This is a genomic window from Celeribacter halophilus (assembly GCF_900114135.1).
Classification (GTDB): Bacteria; Pseudomonadota; Alphaproteobacteria; order Rhodobacterales; family Rhodobacteraceae; genus Celeribacter; species Celeribacter halophilus.
In genome coordinates this window covers 200,018-222,825 of sequence record NZ_FORY01000004.1, presented here as the reverse complement: position 1 = coordinate 222,825, position 22,808 = coordinate 200,018, and the positions used below count along the sequence as shown (strand labels likewise).

Genomic DNA, 22,808 nt, shown 5'->3' with positions numbered 1-22,808 from the left:
CGGCGTCGGAATTTTCTATGTCAGATGACGCACAATGACGGCAATCACGGGACCGGAGACGACTTGGCCGCTCAGGTCATGATTTTGATCTGAAACTATAATTTCGTCGGGATGCAAGACGAGATCGCCAATTTTAACCGGTTGGTGGCGCGTGACAAGGGCAACTGCACAATTTGGCACAGGTTGACCTGCCGCCAGCATCACGACCTGATGTGTGCAGACCCCGCGTCGCGTCATGACGTTGAAGTCCAGAACCGGACCTGCGCTGAGGCGAGCATGGAGTGCGGCCTCTCCGGGAAAGGAGAAAGGCGGCGTGTGATTGTCCAGTGTGACAGACCCGCCCTGCGCAAAATCGAGATGCAGACCCGTGCCGGACAAAACCGTTAACGTGCGGTCTATGCCCGTAAAGGCGGAGAACCCGCCCTCGGTCGCGACCTCGGCCATACTGATCCGCCACAGCATATCGTCAAAGCCTGCCCCGGCGGGGAAGGCGGCGATTTTCCATGTCAGCCCGCCGCCATTTTTCCATGGCTGTGCGGTGAGATCGCTGCGGCGGATCAGTTTCATTTCAGGATCCCCGGCAGGTTGAGATCATGTTCAGTGGCGCAATCACGGGCAATCTCATAACCTGCATCGGCGTGGCGCATGACGCCCGTGGCCGGATCGTTCCAAAGCACCCGCGCAATGCGGCGGTCTGCATCTTCGGAGCCGTCACAACAGATGACCATGCCTGAGTGCTGCGAAAAGCCCATACCGACGCCGCCACCGTGATGCAGCGAGACCCATGTCGCGCCTGACGCGGTGTTGAGCAGAGCATTCAACAAAGGCCAGTCGGAGACGGCATCGGAGCCGTCCTTCATGGCCTCGGTCTCGCGATTGGGCGATGCGACCGAGCCACTGTCGAGATGGTCGCGCCCGATGACGACCGGTGCTTTCAACTCGCCGTTGCGGACCATTTCGTTGATCGCAAGCCCCGCCTTGTGCCGTTCGCCCAACCCGATCCACATGATCCGTGCGGGCAGCCCCTGAAACTCGATCCGCTCGCGGGCCATATCCAGCCAGCGATGCAGATGGGCATTTTCAGGGAACAGTTCCTTCATGCGTTGGTCGGTTTTATAGATGTCCTCGGGATCGCCCGACAGAGCGGCCCAGCGGAACGGCCCGACGCCGCGACAGAACAGTGGACGGATATAGGCCGGCACGAAGCCCGGAAATGCAAAGGCATTTTCCAGCCCTTCTTCCTGCGCCATCTGGCGGATGTTGTTGCCGTAATCGAGCGTTGGCACACCCGCGTTCCAGAACCCTACCATCGCCTCGACATGATCGCGCATCGAAGCCCGTGCGGCGCTCGCGACTGCGGCGGGATTGCTTTCCTGCTCTGCGCGCCATTGCGCAACGGTCCAGCCTTTGGGCAGGTAGCCGTGGAAGGGATCATGCGCCGAGGTCTGGTCGGTCACAATGTCAGGCCGGCCGTTGGGAAGCGCTTCGCCAGCCTGCATCCGGCGCAGGATTTCGGGGAAAACATCTGCGGCATTGCCGATCAAGGCGACGGATTTGGCCTCGCCCGCTTTGGTCCAGCGATCAATCATCGCCAGCGCTTCGTCAAGCGAATGGGTTTTCTCGTCGCAATAGCGGGTGCGGATGCGGAAATCGGCGCGGGTCTCGTCGCATTCCACTGCCAGACAGCAGGCTCCGGCCATCACAGCGGCCAGCGGCTGCGCGCCACCCATGCCGCCCAGACCGCCGGTCAGAATCCAGCGTCCCTGCAGATCACCGTCGTAATGTTGGCGACCGGCTTCGGCAAAGGTCTCGTATGTGCCCTGCACAATCCCTTGCGCCCCGATGTAAATCCACGACCCCGCGGTCATCTGGCCATACATCGCCAGACCCTTTTTATCGAGTTCGTTGAAATGCTCCCAATTCGCCCAGTGCGGCACGAGGTTGGAGTTGGCAATCAGAACGCGCGGCGCATCCTTGTGGGTTTGGAATACACCGACCGGTTTGCCAGATTGCACCAACAGCGTTTGGTCGTCGTCAAGTTCGCGCAATGCGGCACAAATCCGGTCGAAATCGTCCCAAGTGCGTGCGGCACGGCCAATCCCGCCATAGACCACCAGTTCATGCGGATTCTCGGCGACATCGGGATGCAGGTTATTCATCAGCATCCGCAGCGGCGCTTCGGTCAGCCAGCTCTTGGCCGTCATCTCGGTGCCGGTTGCGGGGAAGATGTCGCGGGTGTTGTGACGCGGATTGTTCATCAGTTCGATCCTTTCTGCATCTCAGGCGAGCAATCTGCCCGCGATGATGTTGCGTTGAATTTCAGAGGAGCCTTCATGCGCATGATCCGCAGATCGCGAAGGTGGCGCTCCAGCGGGAAATCCCGCGTGAAGCCGTATCCGCCACAGGCTTGCGCCCTTCGAGCGGTTTCATCTCGTCAGCTCCGGAGCGAGGGTTTCAAGGGCGGTCAGAATTTCGGCGAGATAGGGGCGCAGGCGTGCGGCCTTCTCTGCGTTGATCTCCCAAGGCGGAGCCTCGGCAGTCAGGTGGGTGGACTGCGCCAGTTCCATCTGGATGGCATGGACGCCTGTTTCGGGCTGGCCATAGTGGCGCGTGGTCCAACCGCCTTTGAACCGCCCGTTAACGACATGGGTAAACCCCTGAGCTCGGGCGCAGATCTCTGCAGTGACAGCTTCGATTTGCGGCGCGCAACTGGTGCCATTTGCCGTGCCGATATTGAGATCCGGCAGCTTCCCGTCGAAGAGATAGGGGATATGCGAGCGGATCGAGTGGCAGTCATAGAGGATCGCCACACCGTGCCGAGCGCGGACCCGTTCGATCTCGGCCCGCAGGGCGGCATGATAGGGGGTGTGAAACTGCACAAGACGCGCTTCGACTTCGGCCGCATCAGGTTCCTCGGTCCAGATCGGTACGCCGTCGAAATCGGTCAGGGGCACAAGGCCCGTCGTGTTCTGGCCGGGATAGAGGCTTTCATTTTCCGGTCCGCGATTGGCGTCGATCACATAGCGGTGGAAGGTGGCGCGGACGGTGGTCGCATTCGGGAGCAGCCCGTCATACAGGTGATGGATATTCCAGTCCGTATCCGCCAAGGCACGTCCGCGTGGATTCAGTTTGGCCCGAACCGCATCAGGGACATAGGTGCCCGTGTGCGGAAGGCCCAGAATAACAGGGCTGTCGCCTTGAGTAACTTCAACGGGATCAGGGATAGTGCGGCTCATGAGGCCACCTCCAACCCCGCAGCCGAGACAAGCACTTGATCTTCGACGAGGCTTTGTGCTTTTTCAAGATCGGGCGCGAGATAGCGGTCAGCACCTATCGCGTCTACATGAGCGCGCAGCGCCTCGATCACCCGTGTGAGCGGCGCGGAGGTTGTCAAAGGAGCGCGGAATTCGATGCCTTGGGCGCTGCATATCGCTTCGACCCCGAGGATCATCGAGAGGTTCCGCGTCATCAGCCCCAGCCGCCGTGCGCCATGAGCGGCCATGCTGACATGGTCTTCCTGATTGGCGCTGGTGGGGGTGCTATCCACCGAGCAGGGGTTGGCGAGATGTTTGTTCTCGCTCATCAGGGCGGCGGTCGTGACCTCAGCAATCATCAGGCCACTGTTCAACCCCGGCTCCGGCGTCAGAAAGGGCGGCAGGCCGAAGCTCAGCGCCGGATCGACCATGAGCGCGATACGGCGCTGGGCGATGGCACCGATCTCGGCCACGGCCAGTGCGATCTGGTCAGCGGCAAAGGCCACAGGCTCCGCGTGGAAATTGCCGCCGGAGACGATGCTGCCATCCGAGAGAACGAGAGGGTTGTCGGTCACCGCATTGGCTTCGGTGATCAGGGTCTGACCCGCGAAACGCAGCAGATCAAGCGCGGCCCCTGTGACTTGGGGCTGGCAACGAATGCAATAGGGGTCTTGCACGCGGGCATCACCTTCGCGGTGGCTTTCACGGATTTCGCTGCCTTCGAGCAAATCCCGCATGGCGGCGGCAACGTCGATCTGGCCGCGATGGCCGCGTAGGGTGTGGATTTCGGCGCGTGTCGGTGCGGTCGATCCCATGATCGCATCGGTTGACATTGCCCCTGTGACAATGGCTGTGCGCAGACAGGTCATGGCGCGGAACAGACCGACCAAGGCCAGAGCGGTGGAGAATTGCGTGCCGTTGATGAGCGCGAGCCCCTCTTTCGCGCCCAGCACTACAGGAGCCAGTCCAGCACGCGCAAGCGCCTCTGCACCGGAGAGACGTTGACCTTCAAACATGGCCTCGCCCGCGCCGATCATCACCGCCGCCATATGGGCCAGTGGCGCAAGATCGCCCGAGGCGCCAACGCTGCCCTGTTCCGGCACAACAGGCGTCACGCGACGGGCCAGCATGCCTTCGATCAGCGCGATGATCTCGGGACGCACGCCTGAGGCCCCGCGTCCGAGGCTGAGCAGTTTGAGCGTCATCATCAACCGCGTGGTCTGTTCGGCCAAGGGCGCGCCCACTCCGCAGCAATGCGACAGGATCAGATTGCGTTGCAGCGTGGCCGTGTCATCGGGGACAATGCGGACAGAGGCGAGTTTGCCAAAGCCCGTGTTGACCCCGTAAATCGCCGCATCCCCTGACGCGGCAGAGGCAATCCGTCCGGCCGATGTTGCTATGGCCGCCGCAGTGCGCGGATCAAGTTGTGCCGCGGCGTCTGTGCGCCAGAGGGTTTCGAGTTGGTCGAGTGTTGTCTCGCCTGGAATGAGGGTCAGCATTTGCGGCCTCCGAAATAACGGCTGTAAAGAGGGTTGAAGCCGATGCGGTAGGTCAGCTCGGCGTAGTCAGTGACATCCCAGATGGCGAGATCGGCCCGCAGCCCCGGCGCAAGGCGCCCGCAATCATCCAGCCCAAGGGCCTTTGCTGCGTTGCAGGTCACGGCTTCCAGACATTCGGTCGGCGTCATGCGGAACAGGGTCGCTCCCATGTTCATCGTCAACAGCAGCGATGTCAGCGGCGAGGTTCCCGGATTGCAATCCGTGGCCAGCGCCATCGTGCATCCCGCCGCGCGAAAGGCTGAAACCGGCGGCATTTGCGATTCGCGCAATGTATAGAACGCACCGGGGAGCAGGACTGCGACGCTGCCGGCTTTGGCCAGCGCCTCGGCATCCGCCTTTGTTGTATATTCGATGTGATCGGCCGAAAGCCCGCCTCGTTCAGCAACAAGCTGTGCACCGCCTTGGTGGCTGAGTTGCTCGGCATGGAGTTTGACCGGCAGGCCCAGTTCCTGAGCAACATCAAAGACCCGCGCCATCTGGTCGGCAGAAAAGGCAATGGATTCACAAAACCCGTCGACGGCATCGACCAGCCCTTCCGCGTGGGCCGTGCGCAATCCGGCGATCACCACCTCGTCAATATAGGCCTCTGTGCGATCCTTATATTCGGGGGGCAGCGCATGGGCCGCGAGCCATGTTGTTTTGATACGCACATCGCGCAGCGTTTCAAGACGCCGTGCCGCGCGCAGCATTTTAATCTCGTCCTCAATCGTCAGCCCGTAGCCCGATTTGACTTCGACCACCGCCGCACCTTCGGACAGGAGCGTGTCGAGACGGGGCAGGGCCGTGGCCACCAAATCCTCCTCGCTGGCCTCGCGTGTCGCATTCACAGTCGAGAGGATGCCGCCACCGCTGCGGGCGATGTCTTCATAGCTGACACCTTCGAGACGTTGTTCGAATTCCCGTGCGCGGCTGCCACCATAGATAATGTGGGTGTGACAATCGACCAGCGCCGGTGTCACCAGCCGCCCGCCCAGATCCTCGCCCTCGGCATCCCCTTCACCAAGTGCGGCGATTCGTCCGTTCTCGATGCGTATCCAGCCGCGAAAGGCACGGTTCTCGCGATCTCCGGTGCAAGGGACAAGGGTTGCGTTGGTGAGGGTGATTTGGGTCATAATCTCGATTCTCTCTTGATTTGAAATTAATATGTCTGCACATAATAATCCTGTCAACACGGAGAGACGAGCATGCAGACGATCTGGGCCCGCAGGGCGCTAGTGATGAATTCTTGGGCAGAGGCGGTGAAAGTCGATATTCATGAGGATGGCCGGATCGGGGCTGTGGTCGTGGGAGCGGACTGCCCGCCTGAGGCAACGCGGGTCGAGACTTTGCTGCCTGCGCCGGCCAACTTGCATAGCCACGCGTTCCAACGAGCGATGGCCGGTCTGACCGAACGGCGCGGCGATGATCCGCAAGACAGTTTCTGGACGTGGCGCCAGTTGATGTATCGCTTTCTCGACCGGCTGACCCCTGATGACATTCAGGCCATTGCGGCTTTCGTGCAGATGGAGATGTTGGAGGCGGGCTATGCCACGAATGTGGAGTTCCACTATCTGCATCACGGGCCGGATGGTCGTCCCTATGACGATTTGGCGGAGATGGCGGGCCGGATCGCGGCGGCAGCGGCACAAACGGGGATTGGGCTGACCCTTTTACCGGTGCTCTACAGCTACGGCGGTCTGGACCGCCGCGCGCTTGTGACGGGGCAGGACCGGTTCGGCAATGATCCCGACCGCTTCGCCCGCCTTGTCGAGGCGGCGCGGGGCCATGTCGCAACGCTCGGGGCCGATAGCGGGTTGGGCATCGCACCGCACAGTCTGCGGGCCGTTGATGCGGCGGGGCTTCAGTCCGCGATCTCGCTTGCGGGGGATGCACCGATTCATATCCACCTTGCCGAACAGGTTGCGGAAGTGGAGGAGGTGCTGGACGCCACCGGACGTCGCCCTGTCGAATGGTTGCTGGAAAATGCTCCGGTCGATAAACGCTGGTGCCTGATCCATGCCACCCAAATGCTGCCCGCCGAGACCGAGACGCTTGCCGCGACGGGGGCGGTAGCGGGGCTGTGCCCGATCACCGAGTCCAGTCTGGGGGACGGGATTTTCGATGGAGCGCGCTGGCGTGCGGCTGGCGGGGTGTTTGGTGTCGGTTCGGACAGCAATATCCGCATTTCTCTGACAGAAGAATTGCGCACGCTCGAATATTCGCAACGTCTGCGCGACCGCAGGCGCGCCGTTCTGGCCGATGCGGGTCGCTCGACCGGACGGGTGTTGTTTCAAGGCGCGGTCGAAGGCGGGGCGCAGGCGGCAGGCCGCGAAACCGGTGCCATCGCGACGGGGCTTTGGGCCGACCTTCTGGCGCTGGATGATCTGGGACCGGATGGCTGCGCCAAGGCCGGTGATGGCCTGTTGGACACATGGATTTTCGCGCGTGACGACAGATCGGTGCGCGATGTCTGGTCAGCGGGGCGTCATATGGTACAAGATGGGCGTCATATTGAACGTGACGCGATTGTGCCGGCCTATGCGCAGGTCATGGAGCGGCTTGGACATGAGGTGTGAGCTTGAGCAAAGAGGGCAAGGCCGACAGTTCGGTCAGCTGGCAATCTATTCGTGATACGATGATGGCCCGTATCCGCGCGCAGGACTATGCGCCCGGAGAGTTGATCCCCAACGAGGTGGATCTTGCTGCGGAATTCGGCTGTGCGCGGGCGACGGTCAACCGTGCCTTGCGCGACCTTGCGACCTCGGGGTTTCTGGACCGCCGCCGCAAGGCGGGGACCCGTGTGCGCGAGGCACCGCGCCGCAAGGCCACGCTCGCTATCCCCCTGACGCGCGCCGATGTTATCGCGAGCGGTGCGCGTTATGAATACCGCCTGTTGGAGCGCAAACTGGACACGCCGCCACCGCTGGTGCGTGAACATCTCAAACTCTCCGGCTCGGAGCGCCTACTACGGGTGCAGAGCCTCCACCTCGCTGATGACGTGCCGCATATGTTTGAAGACCGCTGGATTGTTCTGGACACTGTGCCTGACATCGAAGACGTGGACCTGACAGAGACCAGCGCCAACGAATGGCTGGTGCGGCAGGCCCCTTACACGCATGGCACAATGGAATTTTTCGCGGAAACCGCAGGGGCGCGGGGCCAGCATCTTGTCTGTGCACCCGATGATCCGGTGATGACGATGATCCGTGTGACATGGCTGGAGGCCGCACCGATCACGCTGGTTCAGCAATCCTATTCTCCCTCACACCGTATGCGTCTCGACTTGTAACAGGTGAGGGTGAGCGGGGGCGGGCTGATCCGGCCTTTTGTGCCGCAGATTTTTGCGCAATGCGGGTCATTGTGGAGCTACTGTGGGGCCAGTGTGAGGGTCGCCACCCTGTACGCGCATGCCATATGCGGTGATGAGACGCTGGCCAGAGCGCGACCGAAGCGCTGACCGTCGGGCCACGCGGAATTCCTCTATAAACATTATTTTCATCAACACTTTAACAGGGCTTTCCTGCTGCGCCCTTATTGTAAGTTGCTATTACATAAATGGTTAGAATTAGTTCCTTTGTGTTAGTTAAACTCTCTCATAATGTATTTTCATAACCCATTGAAGAACGACAGGTGCGCCGTGAGCGAAGAAGACATTCTTGAAGTATCGGTCTGGAGAGGCACTGGAGACACTGGAGAATACGAGACATTTCAGGTCCCAGCGCGTGAAAGCCAGACGGTTTTGGACGTGGTGACATGGATCCAGCAGCAAATCGATCCCTCGCTGAGCTACCGCTATGCGTGTCGGGTCGGGATGTGCGGGTCCTGCGCCATGATGGTGAACGGCGAGCCGCGCTGGACCTGTCGGACACATGTCAAGAAGGTCACGCGGGACGGGGCGCTGCAAATCGGTCCGTTGCGCAATCTGCCGACGATCAAGGACCTTGCCGCAGATATGGACCCGTTTTTCGACAAATGGATCGCGGCCGGTGGTGTCCATACACCCAGCCGCTCCCGTGCAGAACCTATTGCCGAAGTCTCTCCCGAGGATCCCGGACGCGTCGAGGCCAACAAAGGTATCGAATGTATCAATTGCTCGGTGTGCTACGCGGCCTGCGATACGGTGGCCAACACGCCCGACTATCTGGGGCCGGCGGCGCTGCAACGGGCCTGGACGCTTTACAATGACAGCAAGGTCGAGGACCGGCAGGCCGTTCTGGACGCTGTGTCCAAAAACAACGGCTGCCACAACTGCCATACCCAAGGCAGCTGCACACAGTATTGCCCGAACGAACTGGACCCGTTGAGTGCAATTGCAGGGCTCAAACGGGCCAGCGCGAAGTCGTTCCTCTTCAAATCCAAGGAGGACAGACAATGAATCTCGGACTTTATATGGCGCAACGGCTCAGTGCGATGGTCATGGTCCCGCTGGTCTTCGGGCATCTGGGCGTGATGATCTATGCCATTCAGGGCGGTTTGACCACGGCTGAAATCCTTGAACGCACCATGGGAAGCCTGTGGTGGTTCCTGTTCTACGGTTGCTTTGTGGTGGCCGTGTCAATCCACTCCGCAATCGGTATGCGGGTGATTGTCCACGAAGTTCTCAAGCTGCGCGGTCTCGCCCTTGAGCTTGTCATGTGGGCCTTTGGAATTTCCATCCTGTTTTTGGGGGCACGTGCTGTAATGGCCGTGACAATGCTATGATCCGTCCTCATCGAACCCACCCGCTCTGGTTTGCCTATATGCTGCACCGCCTTTCGGGGCTCGGTCTGGCCCTGTTCCTGCCCGTGCATCTGTATGTTCTGGCAATGGCACTGACACGACCTGCCAGCCTGGACCGGTTTCTGGCATTTGCCGACAACCCGATCGTGAAGCTGGCCGAATTCGGTTTGGTCTTTTTGCTGGCTGTCCACCTGTTTGGCGGTCTGCGCCTTCTGGCTCTTGAATTTCTTCCATGGTCCGGACGGCAAAAAAGTGCGGCAGCGGCGGCACTGGCGGGGGCTTTCCTCGTCTCCGGTTCTTTCCTCTTGCGAGCGGTGTAAGCTATGCCTTTGAAAATCGATATCGAACGTTATGACACGGATATTCTGATCCTCGGCTCCGGTGGTGCGGGCCTGTTCGCCGCATTGCACGCGCATCAAAGCGCCCCTGCGGGCACCAAGATCACGCTGGCCGTCAAAGGCCTGATCGGCAAGTGCGGGTGCACCCGTATGGTTCAGGGCGGCTACAATGTCGCGCTTGGAAACGGTGACACGGTCGAGCGTCACTTCATGGACACGATTCAGGGCGGCAAATGGCTGCCCAATCAGGACATGGCCTGGAAGCTTTGCGAACAAGCCGTGGTGCGTGTTCGGGAGCTGGAAAATGAAATCGGTTGTTTCTTTGACCGCATGCCCAATGGCCAGTTGCACCAAAAGGCCTTTGCCGGACAAACGGCGGACCGCACGGTGCACAAAGGCGATCTGACGGGGATCGAAATCATCAACCGTCTGATGGAACAGGTGCTGTCCCGCCCCATTGAAAAGCTTCAGGAACATCGCGCCATCGGCTTGATCCCGAACAAGAGCGGCGATGCGCTGGCAGGTGTTTTGTTCATTGATATGCGCAGCGGAAAGTTCCGTTTCGTGCGGGCGAAATGCGTGATGATGGGCACGGGCGGCGGGCCGACCATGTATAAGTATCACACGCCCTCAGGCGACAAGACGATGGACGGTCTGGCGATGGCGCTGCGCGTCGGTCTGCCTTTGCGCGACATGGAGATGGTGCAGTTCCATCCGACAGGGCTTCTGGCCGGAGAACACACCCGCATGACCGGCACGGTTCTGGAAGAAGGTCTGCGCGGTGCGGGCGGGCAATTGCTCAACGCCGCCGGAAAGCGGTTCATGTTCGATTATGACGACCGCGGCGAACGCGCCACACGCGATGTTGTGAGCCGCGGCATCTATGCCGAAATGCGCAAGAACAACAATCCGGAACAGGTCGGCATGTTCATTTCCATGGGCCATCTGGGACCGGAAAACGTGCGCCAGAAATTTGCCGGCATGGTGAAACGCTGTGCTGACTCGGGCTTTGATCTGGCCGCAGGCAAGGTCGAGGTTGTGCCCACAGCGCATTATTTCATGGGGGGCGTGGTGGTTGATCCCGATACCCGCACCGCTATGGAAGGCCTCTATGTTGCGGGCGAGGATGCCGGCGGGGCGCACGGGTCCAACCGTCTGGGCGGCAATGGTGTGGCCAATTCGACGGTCTATGGCGGCGTTGCCGGTGATACGATGGGCGCTGACATCCGCAAGATGCCCACTCTGCGCGATCCGGACGAAGAAATCCTCTCCGCCGAAGTCGAACGCGCCATGCGTCCGTTTAGCAACAAGCCTGCCAACATCCAGACCCTGCGCAACAATTTGCAAGAAGCCATGTGGGAAGACGTGGGCGTGATGCGCACCGGCGAGGGGATGGAACGTGGCTTGTCCCGCATTGCCGATCTGCGCGGAGAATTGCTAGAAACCGGTGTGGACGCCTCTCATCTGGCCTTTAACCTGACGTGGCATGACTGGCTGAATATGGCGTCTCTGATCGATATTTCCGAAGTCATCAACCGCGCCGCCTTGACGCGTGAAAACTCGCGAGGCGCGCATTTCCGCGAAGATTTCCCCGAGCCGGGCGAACTGGAAGCCTCCTACTTCACCGTGGTGCAAAAGCAGGGCGACGAGCTGACTGTCAGCAGGGAAGATGTCCAGTTCACCATCGTAAAACCCGGCGAAACCATTCTTCCGGACGACGAACCCGAAACATTGGTTGCGGCCCAGTAAATCGGTGCGGCCTTCGGGCCGGAGCGCCGAGATAGCAAGGAAAAGGAAACGGTCAGCATGATACCGATAGATATCATCCAATCCACTGCCGAAGATCTGATGGCGAAAGCGGCCATTGAAATCCCCGAGGATTACCTCGAAGGATTGAAATCCGCCTCCAATACGGAAGACGGAGACCTCAGCTCGTTTGTGTTGCAGGCAATGCTGGAAAACTATGAGGCGGCCAAAGAGGACCACCGTGCGATGTGTGGCGATACGGGCACGCCGCGTTGGTATGTCAAAATGGGCAATGATGCCCGCGTGGAAGGCGGCCCTGTCGCGCTGGAGGCGGCATTGCGTCGGGCAACGGCGAGTAGCACCAGTGCCGTTCCGCTGCGCCCCAATCGCGTGCATCCGCTATGGCGCACGGATCATAACAACAATGTCGGCATCGGCGCTCCCGAAATCGAATACGGGTATGAGCCGGACGGCGACTGGATCGATTTGATCACGGTTCATAAAGGCGGACTGTTCGGCACAGACTACCGGATGCTGTTCCCGTCAGACGGATTGCAGGGGATCAAACGGTTCTATCTCGATAGCCTTGTGGCCTTCGGAAAGCGGGGGCTGGCGTGTCAGCCTGCGATCATCGGCATCGGTCTGGGCGGGTGCAAGGACACATGTATGGTCCTTGGCAAGCGCGCCGCCTGTTTGCGTACGGTTGGCAGCCGGAATTCCGACCCGCGTATTGCCGAGCTTGAAGACGAGTTGAAGGAACTGGGGAACTCTATCGGCATGGGCGCCATGGGATTTGTCGGCAAGAACATGGTGATCGATGCCAATATCGAGGTGGGCTATTGCCACACCGGCGGGATGCAGATGTCTGTCCATGCGTTCTGCCTGTCCTCGCGTCGTGCCGTGGCGCGGATTTACCCTGACGGACGGGTCGAACATCGCACGGATCCGGATTGGTTCACGCCCTATCAGCGGCGCGAAACCGTTGAATGGGATGGAACTATGCAGGAGGCAGCCGAATGAAACCTCGCGAAATCGTATTGAGCACAACCCCGACACAGGAAGAGCTTGCCCAGCTGCGCCTTGGCGACGTCGTTTATCTGGACGGGCTGATGTATACCGCGCGTGAGGGCGTCTATATGCGGGCGTTGGAGGACAAGGCAAATATCCCGATGGAATTGCCTTCGCAAAGTGCCGCAAATTTCCATTGTTCTCCGGCGGCTGTGATCCGTGAAGACGGTTCTTTCGACATGGGGGCCGTGACCGCAACGGCAAGTTTCCGGTTCGCCAAATGGTTGCCGGAATGGCTGGAGAAAAGCGGTGCCAAGTTGATCATCGGCAAAGGCGGCATGTCTTCGGCAGATTACAAATCCTATTTCGTGCCACACGGGGCCATTTACCTGTCGACCGTAGGCTACGGCACCGGCGCATTGTTGGGGCGGGGAGTCGAGAAGGTCGAGGCCGTGCATTGGCATGAGGAACTCGGGCTCGCCCAGGCGATGTGGGTCATCCGGTGCAACCATATGGGGCCGTTTTTTGTGGCGTCCGATCTCGAAGGGAACTGCCTGTTCGAACAGGAAAATGAAAAGATTTCCCGCAATCTCGACCGGATTTACGAAGGCACCCGTCCGGCGGTTCTCAAACGGTTCGGTGAAACGGACGACCGGTCCGAAGAGTTGATCGGATGAAGGAGGCTCTCAATTCCAGCGCCCCGCATGTTGCCATGTTCAGAAAACTGCAAACCCTGTTTCCCGGAGTCCTCTCTGCGGTCACTGTTGCCTTGGCAGCCAAATTCCTGTCGGAGCATTACGGCGCGCCCGTCATGCTCATGGCCTTGCTGATCGGCATGTCCTTTGCGTTCCTGTCGGATGCGGGCACGCATACGGTCAGCGGCATTGAATTTGCCTCGAAACAACTGCTGCGCTTTGGTGTCGCGCTCTTGGGACTGGGCATTACGGTGCAGCAGATTGCCTCTGCAGGTCTCGGGGTTTTGTTGATCACATTAAGCGGTGTGGGGCTGACCATTGCAGTGGGCATCCTCTTATCGCGTGTGTTGGGTGGTTCCGCGCGTTTCGGTCTTCTGACCGGAGGCGCGGTCGCGATTTGCGGGGCCTCTGCGGCTCTGGCCATTTCTTCTGTGCTGCCCAAAGACGATCCGGATCTGGAACGCAACACTGTGTTCACGGTGATTGCGGTGACGGCACTTTCCACGCTGGCGATGATCCTCTACCCGATCCTGTCAGGGGTTCTGGGACTGTCCGATGAAATGACGGGCGTGTTCTTTGGTGCCACAATTCACGATGTCGCGCAGGTGGTCGGGGCGGGGTATTCTGTGTCTGATCTGGCCGGATCGACCGCAACATTCGTCAAGCTGCTGCGTGTTGCGACTTTGGTGCCGGTTGTCATCATCCTGTCTCTGGTCTTCTCCGGCGCATCCGCACAAACGGAGAAGAAGTCTCTCCCCATTCCGTTTTTTGTTCTGGGGTTTGCGGCTCTGGTTCTGATCGGAAGCGCGGATGTGATCCCCGAGACGGCCGTTGCCTTTCTTCTGGATCTGTCCCGCTGGTGTCTTGTGACAGCCATCGCCGCGCTCGGGATGAAAACATCCCTGCGCAAACTCGGAGATGTCGGCGCGCGGGCCATTATCGTCATCTGTCTCTCAACAGTGATTTTGGCCGTCTTCGTGCTCAGCGCCATCCACCTGTTTCTTATCTAACCTGTGATCTACAAACGAGGGAAATCCATGTTCGTTGATATGCGTACCTATACGCTCAAAAATGGCAATGTGCCGAAATTCCTGAAACTCTATGAAGAAGAGGGGCTGGAGGTCCAGACCCGTATTCTGGGGCAGATGGTGGGGTATTACTTTACGGACATCGGGCCGCTGAACCAGATTGTCCATATGTGGGGCTACAAGAGCATGGATGATCGCTGGGAACGGCGCAAAGCCCTTCAGGCCTCTCAGGAATGGCAGGACTACGCGGTGCAAATGAGACCGCTTGTCGATCATATCGAGAATAAAATTCTGGTTCCGGCCCCGTTCTTCAAGGCCGACTGACCACTTTGACGTTGTCCCCCGAGACAAGGCGCATCGTTTTCGGTGCGCCTTGTTTTATGTCCGCGTTCAGAACAGCTCGCGCAGCATCAGGAGCGCGCCGGACAGGAACATCATAGCGATCAAAAGGCGGCGGAACTGGAGGTCGCTCAACCGTTTGAAAACATAGATGCCGAGCTGGGCCGAGAGCATGGTGACAGGGAGGGCAACTGCCAGAAACAACAAGGTTTGTGGCGTGTATTCACCGCGCAAGGCCAGCAGTATCGCGGTGAGACACAGGATGATGACGTTGAACGGCTGCAAGACAGCACGGGTTTCCTGTTTGCTCCACGGTCGCATGGCGCACCACATGGTTGGCAAAGCTCCCGACAAAGAGGCTGCACCGCCTAAGACGCCGCCCAGAAAACCGACCCCTGCGTCCAGAACCGGAGTCGGTCGGGTGAATTTCGGGAGCGTTCTTCTGACGGTAAAGAACCCGCCAAACAGCAGCATGAAAGCGGCAATGGTCACTTTGAGGGTGCGACTGTCGATCCATGACAAAAGCTCTACGCCGAGAGGGATGCCAATAACGGCCGGCAGAAGGAACAAAAGCAGACGCCCCATGCGGGCGCGTATATCTGTGCGCACAATCCAGACGCCCTGAAGGCCGGAAAGCGTGGAGACAATGACAACGATGGCCACCGCTTGCGGGGCGGGCATGATCTGGAGCCAGAATCCCAACGCAAACAGCGCCGTGCCGAACCCCGCCAGACCGTTGATAAATCCGCCAGCGACAGCGCCGCAAACGAGCATAAGAATGAATTCCAACGTCATTTAGTGTGGTCCTGAAATCGTATCGGATGAAAACAGCCCGACATCAATCGCCTCGCGCAGCGCGTTGGTGACTTCTTCCAGAACACGCGTCTTGGTGCTGGATTTGCTCTGGATGAGGCCAAGCTGACGTGTCGGCGGGGTCGCGCAGAGTGGAATTTTGCGCAGAGGCAGGCCGTTCATGGGCACCACGCAAGGATCGGGAACGATGGAAACGCCGAGGTTGGCCATAACCATGCTCGAAATGCTTTCGAGGCTGATGAGCTCCATCGTATCTACAACGCTGATGTTGTTGGACTGAAGCCAGTTCTCGATAATGTCCCCCACGACAGCGTCACGAGAAAAGCGGATGAACGGATGGGTGCGCAAAATCTCTTGCGCATCGTCGCCTTCGACATCCTGAGACGCGATCAGGACCATGGGCTCCTCTGCGAGAGGTGTCCATGACAAGCTCTTGGAAATCACGCTCGGCTTCGAGATCAGCGCGGCGTTCAGGAGATTGCGCTCCACCTGATTGATAAGGTGGTTGGACAGACCCGGATAGAGGCTGACATGGAGATCTGTATACTTGTTTTTGAGCATTGCACTGGCCAGGGGGACCAGTCCGGTCATGGAGGTCGGAACCGCGCCGAGATTGAATTCCCCTTTCAGCCCGTCATCCCCGATCACGGAGGGGACAATATCGTCATAGGCCTGAACGACTTCTCGGGCTTTCTCCAGAATGGCCAGACCGAGCGGTGTGAATTCAGGGGTGCGTGTGGCGCGGTTGAAGATCTGGACCTGCCATTGTTCTTCCAGTGCTCGCATCTGCTGGCTCACGGCCGCATGGGTGACAAAGACAGCGTCCGCCGCGGCGCTGAAGGTTCCGTGGTCAGCAATAGCAATGAGCGTGCGCAGCATGCGAATGGACATTTTCTCACCCTAAACGTAAGTAATTGTTTCATAAAAATCATTTCATACGGACATATATTAATCAATACTTTCCTGTTGTGGCCGCGCAGGCTGTAAATGCCGTCCGACCTACGGGATTTCCGGTTGGCAATAGGTGTGAACTGCCAACCGAAGTGGTGAAGTGTCGCCGGTCCTTCCCTTTACGGGATCAGAATGGAGGTGAGGAAGGGCAGCAACGCAATCATGATCCAGACCACGAAGAGCGACAGGAGGTAGGGCACGGTGTATCTCAGCAGTTTGAGATAGGGCACCCCTGTGACGCCGGAGGCCACATAGAGATTGAGCCCGTAAGGCGGGGTGATGAACCCGATGGAGGCGCCCACGAGGAAGATCACACCAAATTGCACGGGGTCCACCCCGACAGAATGGGCCACCGGCGCGAGGATCGGGGCAAGGATGATGGTCACGGGCAGGCTTTCGAGCACCATCCCCGCTACAAACACAATCGCCATCGAGGTGAAGAGCACCGCATAATAGCCACCCATACCGCGCACGAAATCTCCGATGATCTCCTGCGCGCCAAGCACGGACAGGATTTGCTGCATCATGACCGAGACCGCAATCAGCGGCGCCAGCACCCCTGCAATCTGGGCAGACCGCATGGTGATCGAGGGCAGTTCAACGGGCGTAAACCCTTGCACGACGAGATATTCCGACATGTTGCGCTCTGTGTAGGGTCTATCTTCAGACGGCGATCCCATAAGGCGATAGACGGGCAGGCTGATAAATCCCACAACAATACAGAACCCGACAGTAACGCCCGCCGCTTCGGTGGGGGAAAACTTGCCGGTGTAGATGCCCCACAGGACAAGACCGATGGCAAAAAAGCCGAGCCATGCCCCGATGGCTGTTTTCATGATCCGGTTGAGTTGCAGCGGGATCAGATAGCCCCAGCCGTTTCGCTTACAGATCATAAAGGCCACCAGCATCATGGCGCCGACCATCATGGCTCCGGGAATAATGCCAGCGACAAACAGTTCGGAAATGGGCAGGTTTAGCAAGAACCCGTAGACGATGAAGATGATGGAGGGCGGGATGATGATGCCGACCGTACCCCCCGCTGCGGCGGTTGCGGCGGAGAACCGTTCGTCATAGCCGCCCTTGACCATCTCCGGATGCAGCATGGAGCCGATGGTGGCCGTTGTGGCCGAGTTGGAACCGGAGATCGCCGCGAACAACCCGCAGGCCCCCAGACTGGCCATGGCCAAACCGCCCCGCAGCCAGCCAAGGCAGGCATAGGCAAAATCCGACAAGCGCCGTGCAATACCGGAGCGGTTGATGAGATCGCCGGTCAGAATGAACAACGGCATGGCCAAGAGGGCAAAGCCGTCCGTAAAAACATCCGCCAGGGCCGACCCCGTATTGATCAGGGGCAGGCCCAGCACGAAACTCATGCCAATGACCCAGTAGCCGATCACGAGAAAGACTGGAACGCCAAGCATAAACAACAGTGTCACGGCAATGGAAATAAGTGTGGTCCAAGATCCATCAGTCATTGTGGTCTCCTCAGTCTGCGCCAATTGCGGACGTGACGATCAGGTCATTGCCAGCGCGGAAGTTTTTCAGGTCGAGCAGCCAGTTTTCGATGGTGCGCGCCGAGATCAGGATGAAGCTGAGCGGCACGGAGGCGAGAAACCACCACTGCAATAGATTGTCGGTTCCCATCATGACCTGAAAATTAGCGGCGGAATTCGCAACCGTCTGTGTCGATGTCACCACGATGATCCATGAGAAACCGATCCAGAGCACAGCATCCAGCGACAGACAGAGGAACTGGAGCTTGCGTGGCATATTCAGACGGAATTCTGAAAACGTCAGATGGCTGCGGGTCTTGACGTTATAGGCACAGCCCACCCACGTCATGATGAGAAAGAGGAACGGGGGCAGGGTTGTCGACCATGATGACTGAACATTCAGGACGAAACGGCGAAACACCTCGACAAAGATAATGACCCCGATCAGCAGGTATGTTGAGACCATTACCGAGGCTTCCAGATTCCGCTCAAGCCACGGCACATAGTGGTAAATAACAAGAAACAATACGCCACCGAGCAGCGTCACCGCGCCGCCCAAGACCCAAACAGCATTTGACGTCAGTGCTTCGCTGATCATCCAGGCGTCGTTCGATAGAACGGCACTTAGTATTTCGCAAATATCTCCGAACATGGTGGTCCTCCTCCTTTGGGGTGGTCGCGTCGGAAGACACGCCACCCCTTGTGCGTCAATGTGTCGGGATCAGGCTTTCCACCAGCGCCGCGGCTCGACGTTTTCTGCGCGCATATCGGCCGGGATTTCACGGGCGACACGGTGCAACTCGGTGTATGTATCAATGCCGCCTGCCCAGTTATTGATGCGCTCGCGCCATTTCTCCCAAGGTTTGGGATTGAATTCAGGGGAACACATTTCCTCTGCGACCTTCAGTTGGTCGGGGGCGAGGAATGCGGTGCGCACATTGTTTTGTTCGAAAATGGTGCCGGACAGGGGCGGGGCCGTGTAGCCGACAGTGTTCACCAGAGAGGCTTCGTTTGCCGCCTGCACATGCACCTGCGCCAGATAGGCGGATTCCATCACGGCATCTTGCAGATAGCCGTCCAGCTTGTCGAAGACCTTTGCCGACATGGCGGTGTGCTCTGTGCCGCTGAAGAACCGCAGGTCAATGGATTGCGACACGACTGGGGACATATTGGCATAGGCCACAGCAGAGGCCCATGTTTCGGCCCCGTCAATCAGGCCGGTTTTCAATCCGTCCAGTGTTTCCTCCCACGCGATCGGAACCGGATTGAGGTTCATCAACCGCATGGCGATCCGGCCCATTTGGGTGCCGGTCACGCGGTTCTTGGTGCCAAAGAGATCCTCGATGCGCGTGACGGTGGGCTTGTCCTCAAAGCTCTTGCCCATCTGGAGCCCGCGAAGTTCGCAATGGCTGAACAGGAATTTCAGCCCGTGACGTTTCTCCAGAGGCTCACGCAACAGGGCGTTGGATTCCGGACTGTAGAGGAAATGGTATTGCGAGGCCCTGCTCGGGAAAACATAGGCATAATCCAGAACATTGAGATAGGGAGCCCCGCTGGCGGAGTTCTGTGTGGCTGATGTGTAAATATCCACAATACCGTTCTGGGCTTTCTCGACGCAGCTCAACTGCCCGCAGATCTGGTTGTCTCCCATGAATTCAACGCGGATTTCTCCATCCGTGCGCGATTCCAGATCGCGTGCAAATTCCAGACATCCGGCCCGCTCGACCAGCAAGTTGCGGGGGTTCAAACCGGCGCCGCCAAATTTCAGTGTGTGTTTTGCAGGTTTGGCATAGCGCTTCTCGTATGTCGATTCCGCTGCGCGCGCCAATCCGGGCAGCGTCACGGCACCGGTGAAACTTCCGGCGGCAAGCAGGGTGGATGACATGCCGTATTGTCCGGCCAGTTTAAGCAGGTCGCGCCGTGAGATGCGGCTCAGTTTTTGTGAGATGTTCATTGGGTCCTCCTCCAAATTTCGGTAAATCAGCCTGTTGATCAGGCCGTCTGCCTCTGGGAATGCCTGATGCGCGATGCCTCTTCCTCCGAAAGACATCATGCCCGTGCCTAGTCAATCCGGCGTTTTAATGCTGGCCTATGTGGCGTTGGCCAGATGTTTGACCGTCCGGTAAATCCCGGTGGTCCAGTCTTCCCTGCCATGTCCGGCAGCACTCGCAATATTATAGATTTCACGGGTGACGCTGCCGGTGGCCAATGGCACTTTGGCGTCGGCCGCGGCAGTCAGCGCCAGCCCCAAATCCTTGCGCGCAAGGTCCAGCATGAACGCAGGCGAGGGGTCATCGGCCAAGGCCTTGGCCGGCCATGTGGTCTTGATATGCCCGAGCCCTGCGGGCGTCTGGGAGATGACTTCCACCATCGTGTCCTGATCCGCTCCAGCCGCCAGACCAAGCGCCATACCTTCCGCCGTGACCAGATTGCACACCGCAGAAATGTAATTGTTCACGAGTTTCACGGTCGCACCAGTTCCCAGAGGGCCGCAATGGGTGATGCATTCTCCCATACACTCCAGATAGGGCATGACCCGTTGCACATGTTCTTTGTCCCCGCCCACCATGAAGGTTGACGTGCCCGCAACCGCATGTGCCGAGGTGCGCCCGACGGGAGCATCCACCATCGCCACGCCTTGCTCCGCGAGCTTCCGGCCAATGTTGCGCGTTTCTTCGGGCAGAATGGTGCTCATATCCACATAGATCGCATCATTGGAAATGCCTTCGGCAATGCCGTCCGGACCGAAGACCGTCTGGTAAACAATGTCACCGATCGGGAGCATCGTGAACACGACCTCTGCACCTTCGGCAGCAGCGCGTGCGCTGGTTGCGGCTTCCGCGCCGGCATCAACCATGTTCTGAACGGCGGCTTCGGCGCAATCGTAAACCTTGAGTTGGTGCCCTCCCTTGATCAGGTTGCGACACATGCCGCTTCCCATTTGACCAAGACCGATAAAGCCGATTTTTGCCATGTTGGTAGTCCCTTTTGTGCGTGCGCGTCCGGGGGCGCGATCAGGTTGTAAGGTTGGAGTGTGCCGCCCCGCTGCCGGTCCGGGTGTGTCGGATCAGGCGACAGCGGAGCGCGTGGCATTTCGGGTCAGGCCGGTTTCGCCAGACCACCCATGCAGCGGTATTTGATGTCCAGATATTCATCGATCCCGTATTTGGAGCCTTCGCGCCCGAAACCGCTTTCCTTGATGCCGCCAAAAGGGGCGACCTCGTTGGAAATGGCCACTTCGTTGACGCCGACCATCCCGTATTCCAAAGCATCCGACACACGCCACGCGCGGCCCAGATCCTGTGTGTAAATATAGGAGGCGAGGCCATATTGGGTGTCATTGGCCAGAGCGATGGCTTCTTCTTCCGTGTCAAACCCGAGAACAGGTGCGATCGGCCCGAAAATTTCGTTGCGCGCAACGTCCATAGTCGGCGTGACATCGGTGAGCACTGTTGGCTGGTAGAAGGCTGTTTTCTCATTCGGGGCAACGTCCTCACAGCCCATCTGCCCTCCGGTGACGATGCGCGCGCCAGCTTTCACTGCATCCTGAACGATCTCGTGCATTTTTTGCGCCGCATCAGGGGTGATAAGCGGACCAATATCTGTGTCTTCGGCATGACCGTCACCGAGCTTCAAGGCCGCCGCGCGTTCGGCAAAGCGGGCGACAACTTCATCACGGATGGAGTTTTGCACAAAGATCCTGTTGGCGCAGACACAGGTCTGACCGGCGTTGCGGAATTTCAGGGCCATCAATCCGGAGATCGCGGCCTCTATATCGCAATCGTCAAAGATCAGAATAGGGGCGTTGCCCCCCAGCTCCATCGACATGCGTTTGACCGTATCGGCGCTTTGTTTGATGAGGCTTTTCCCGACTTCTGTCGATCCGGTGAAAGAGATTTTCCTGACCGTTTGACTTTCTGTGATGACCTTGACGATACGGCGCGAACTGCCCGTGAGAACGCTGAACACTCCCGGGGGAAGCCCCGCTTCTTCGGCCAGCGCGGCAAAGGCCAGCGCCACGAACGGGGTGCGTTCTGAGGGGCGCACGATCATCGCACAACCTGCCGCGAGCGCGGGCGCGAGTTTGCGGGTGAACATCGATGCCGGAAAATTCCAAGGCGTGATGGCGGCGGCCACGCCGACGGGGTGTTTGGTGACCAATGTCTGCCGCCCGCCGACCGGCGAGGGGATGACATCGCCGTAAACTCGACGGGCTTCCTCGGCGAACCATTCGACATAGGCTGCCGAAATATCGACTTCAATGCGGGATTCTGTGATCGGCTTGCCTTGCTCGCTTGTCATGATCCGCGCGAGATCTTCCTTATGCGCCAGTATGAGGCCATGCCAGCGCTTGAGCACGGACGCGCGGTGGGCCGCTGTTTGCGCGGACCAACTGCGAAAGGCCTCCTGCGCTGCGGAGATCGCGTTTTCAACGTCTTCTTCTGTCAGGGAAGGACAAGTGCCCAAAACGTCTCCGGTCGCCGGATTGGTGACTTCGAAGGTTTTCTTGTCTTTGGCATCTAGCCATTGGCCCGAATGATACGCCTGTTGCTTAAAAAGTGCACAGCTTGCGAGGGTGAATGACATGCGTTTCTCTCCGAACAATTCTTTAGAAAAATTTATGGTGTTAGGGGATTTTAATAAAGCGCATTAAGCTAACGATATGTGTAAGATTAGCTTAATATTTGAAATCTGTCCGCTTTCGTCAACGGAGACTAATATTCTGTAAAAGATAGGTTTTTCAGACAGAGTTGGAGTGACATCCCATCTGTGCGCCCAGACGTTTTCCTGTCTCGGGCGCTGTTCAAGAGTGAGTTATCGTTGATGCCAAACTTACCGTTCCTACGACAGAAAACATGGGGGCAAGGTCGTGTTTTTACGGCACT

22 protein-coding genes are annotated in these 22,808 nt (G+C 58.7%); 10 read left to right on the top strand and 12 right to left on the bottom strand.

Annotated features, from left to right (window positions below):
• Window positions 1–15 precede the first annotated feature (15 nt).
• The 5 genes from BM152_RS05665 to hutI all read right to left on the bottom strand — a co-directional run bounded on the left by BM152_RS05665 (window position 16) and on the right by hutI (window position 5,925).
• On the bottom strand, window positions 16–567 hold the full coding sequence (locus BM152_RS05665; RefSeq protein ID WP_066601336.1) for a HutD/Ves family protein: 552 nt from the start codon (window positions 565–567) through the stop codon (window positions 16–18).
• Complete coding sequence (hutU, locus tag BM152_RS05660) at window positions 564–2,258, bottom strand: urocanate hydratase (protein WP_066601338.1); 1,695 nt, start codon at window positions 2,256–2,258, stop codon at window positions 564–566. The genes BM152_RS05665 and hutU overlap by 4 nt, the downstream gene beginning before the upstream one ends.
• Before the next feature lie 168 nt (window positions 2,259–2,426).
• On the bottom strand, window positions 2,427–3,236 hold the full coding sequence (gene hutG, locus BM152_RS05650; protein ID WP_066601340.1) for an N-formylglutamate deformylase: 810 nt from the start codon (window positions 3,234–3,236) through the stop codon (window positions 2,427–2,429).
• Window positions 3,233–4,753, bottom strand: coding sequence for a histidine ammonia-lyase (hutH, locus tag BM152_RS05645; protein ID WP_066601342.1), 1,521 nt, complete (start codon window positions 4,751–4,753; stop codon window positions 3,233–3,235). Before hutH ends, hutG begins: the two co-directional genes overlap by 4 nt.
• On the bottom strand, window positions 4,747–5,925 hold the full coding sequence (gene hutI, locus BM152_RS05640) for an imidazolonepropionase (protein ID WP_066601344.1): 1,179 nt from the start codon (window positions 5,923–5,925) through the stop codon (window positions 4,747–4,749). Before hutI ends, hutH begins: the two co-directional genes overlap by 7 nt.
• Before the next feature lie 72 nt (window positions 5,926–5,997).
• Here hutI and BM152_RS05635 point away from each other — a divergent pair, with 72 nt between their 5' ends.
• The 10 genes from BM152_RS05635 to BM152_RS05590 all read left to right on the top strand — a co-directional run bounded on the left by BM152_RS05635 (window position 5,998) and on the right by BM152_RS05590 (window position 14,650).
• Window positions 5,998–7,368 (top strand): formimidoylglutamate deiminase, encoded by a 1,371-nt coding sequence (locus BM152_RS05635; RefSeq protein WP_066601346.1) that lies wholly within the window; start codon window positions 5,998–6,000, stop codon window positions 7,366–7,368.
• A complete protein-coding gene (locus BM152_RS05630) occupies window positions 7,365–8,081 on the top strand; it encodes a histidine utilization transcriptional repressor HutC (protein ID WP_231730494.1) in 717 nt (238 codons plus the stop codon). The genes BM152_RS05635 and BM152_RS05630 overlap by 4 nt, the downstream gene beginning before the upstream one ends.
• 348 nt (window positions 8,082–8,429) lie before the next feature.
• On the top strand, window positions 8,430–9,167 hold the full coding sequence (locus BM152_RS05625) for a succinate dehydrogenase/fumarate reductase iron-sulfur subunit (RefSeq protein ID WP_231730495.1): 738 nt from the start codon (window positions 8,430–8,432) through the stop codon (window positions 9,165–9,167).
• The gene (locus tag BM152_RS05620; protein ID WP_066601356.1) at window positions 9,164–9,493 is read left to right on the top strand and encodes a succinate dehydrogenase; all 330 of its coding nucleotides are present in this window, start codon (window positions 9,164–9,166) and stop codon (window positions 9,491–9,493) included. Before BM152_RS05625 ends, BM152_RS05620 begins: the two co-directional genes overlap by 4 nt.
• Window positions 9,490–9,831, top strand: coding sequence for a succinate dehydrogenase, cytochrome b556 subunit (sdhC, locus tag BM152_RS05615; protein ID WP_066601357.1), 342 nt, complete (start codon window positions 9,490–9,492; stop codon window positions 9,829–9,831). The genes BM152_RS05620 and sdhC overlap by 4 nt, the downstream gene beginning before the upstream one ends.
• A gap of 3 nt (window positions 9,832–9,834) precedes the next feature.
• Complete coding sequence (locus BM152_RS05610) at window positions 9,835–11,598, top strand: L-aspartate oxidase (RefSeq protein WP_066601358.1); 1,764 nt, start codon at window positions 9,835–9,837, stop codon at window positions 11,596–11,598.
• Between the two features lie 57 nt (window positions 11,599–11,655).
• On the top strand, window positions 11,656–12,615 hold the full coding sequence (locus BM152_RS05605) for a fumarate hydratase (protein WP_066601359.1): 960 nt from the start codon (window positions 11,656–11,658) through the stop codon (window positions 12,613–12,615).
• The gene (locus tag BM152_RS05600; RefSeq protein ID WP_066601360.1) at window positions 12,612–13,280 is read left to right on the top strand and encodes a fumarate hydratase C-terminal domain-containing protein; all 669 of its coding nucleotides are present in this window, start codon (window positions 12,612–12,614) and stop codon (window positions 13,278–13,280) included. The genes BM152_RS05605 and BM152_RS05600 overlap by 4 nt, the downstream gene beginning before the upstream one ends.
• Complete coding sequence (locus BM152_RS05595) at window positions 13,277–14,308, top strand: YeiH family protein (RefSeq protein ID WP_066601362.1); 1,032 nt, start codon at window positions 13,277–13,279, stop codon at window positions 14,306–14,308. The genes BM152_RS05600 and BM152_RS05595 overlap by 4 nt, the downstream gene beginning before the upstream one ends.
• Before the next feature lie 27 nt (window positions 14,309–14,335).
• Window positions 14,336–14,650 carry an NIPSNAP family protein gene (locus tag BM152_RS05590; RefSeq protein WP_066601366.1) on the top strand — a complete coding sequence of 105 codons (315 nt, stop codon included), beginning with the start codon at window positions 14,336–14,338 and terminating at the stop codon, window positions 14,648–14,650.
• A 66-nt stretch (window positions 14,651–14,716) separates the two neighbouring features.
• Here the strand turns inward: BM152_RS05590 and BM152_RS05585 are convergent, their stop codons facing one another.
• From BM152_RS05585 to BM152_RS05555, 7 genes are all read right to left on the bottom strand, one after another.
• Window positions 14,717–15,460, bottom strand: a complete 744-nt coding sequence (locus BM152_RS05585; protein ID WP_066601367.1) for a sulfite exporter TauE/SafE family protein — start codon at window positions 15,458–15,460, stop codon at window positions 14,717–14,719.
• Window positions 15,461–16,369 carry a LysR family transcriptional regulator gene (locus BM152_RS05580; protein ID WP_066601371.1) on the bottom strand — a complete coding sequence of 303 codons (909 nt, stop codon included), beginning with the start codon at window positions 16,367–16,369 and terminating at the stop codon, window positions 15,461–15,463.
• Window positions 16,370–16,548: 179 nt separating this feature from the next.
• Window positions 16,549–17,904, bottom strand: a complete 1,356-nt coding sequence (locus BM152_RS05575) for a TRAP transporter large permease (protein WP_066601372.1) — start codon at window positions 17,902–17,904, stop codon at window positions 16,549–16,551.
• Between the two features lie 10 nt (window positions 17,905–17,914).
• On the bottom strand, window positions 17,915–18,574 hold the full coding sequence (locus BM152_RS05570; RefSeq protein WP_066601373.1) for a TRAP transporter small permease: 660 nt from the start codon (window positions 18,572–18,574) through the stop codon (window positions 17,915–17,917).
• Window positions 18,575–18,643: 69 nt separating this feature from the next.
• Window positions 18,644–19,876 (bottom strand): TRAP transporter substrate-binding protein, encoded by a 1,233-nt coding sequence (locus BM152_RS05565; RefSeq protein ID WP_066601375.1) that lies wholly within the window; start codon window positions 19,874–19,876, stop codon window positions 18,644–18,646.
• Window positions 19,877–20,011: 135 nt separating this feature from the next.
• On the bottom strand, window positions 20,012–20,896 hold the full coding sequence (locus tag BM152_RS05560) for an NAD(P)-binding domain-containing protein (RefSeq protein ID WP_066601377.1): 885 nt from the start codon (window positions 20,894–20,896) through the stop codon (window positions 20,012–20,014).
• A 125-nt stretch (window positions 20,897–21,021) separates the two neighbouring features.
• Entirely contained in the window at window positions 21,022–22,509 is a 1,488-nt protein-coding gene (locus tag BM152_RS05555; RefSeq protein ID WP_066601379.1) for an NAD-dependent succinate-semialdehyde dehydrogenase, read from the bottom strand.
• Window positions 22,510–22,808: the final 299 nt, after the last annotated feature.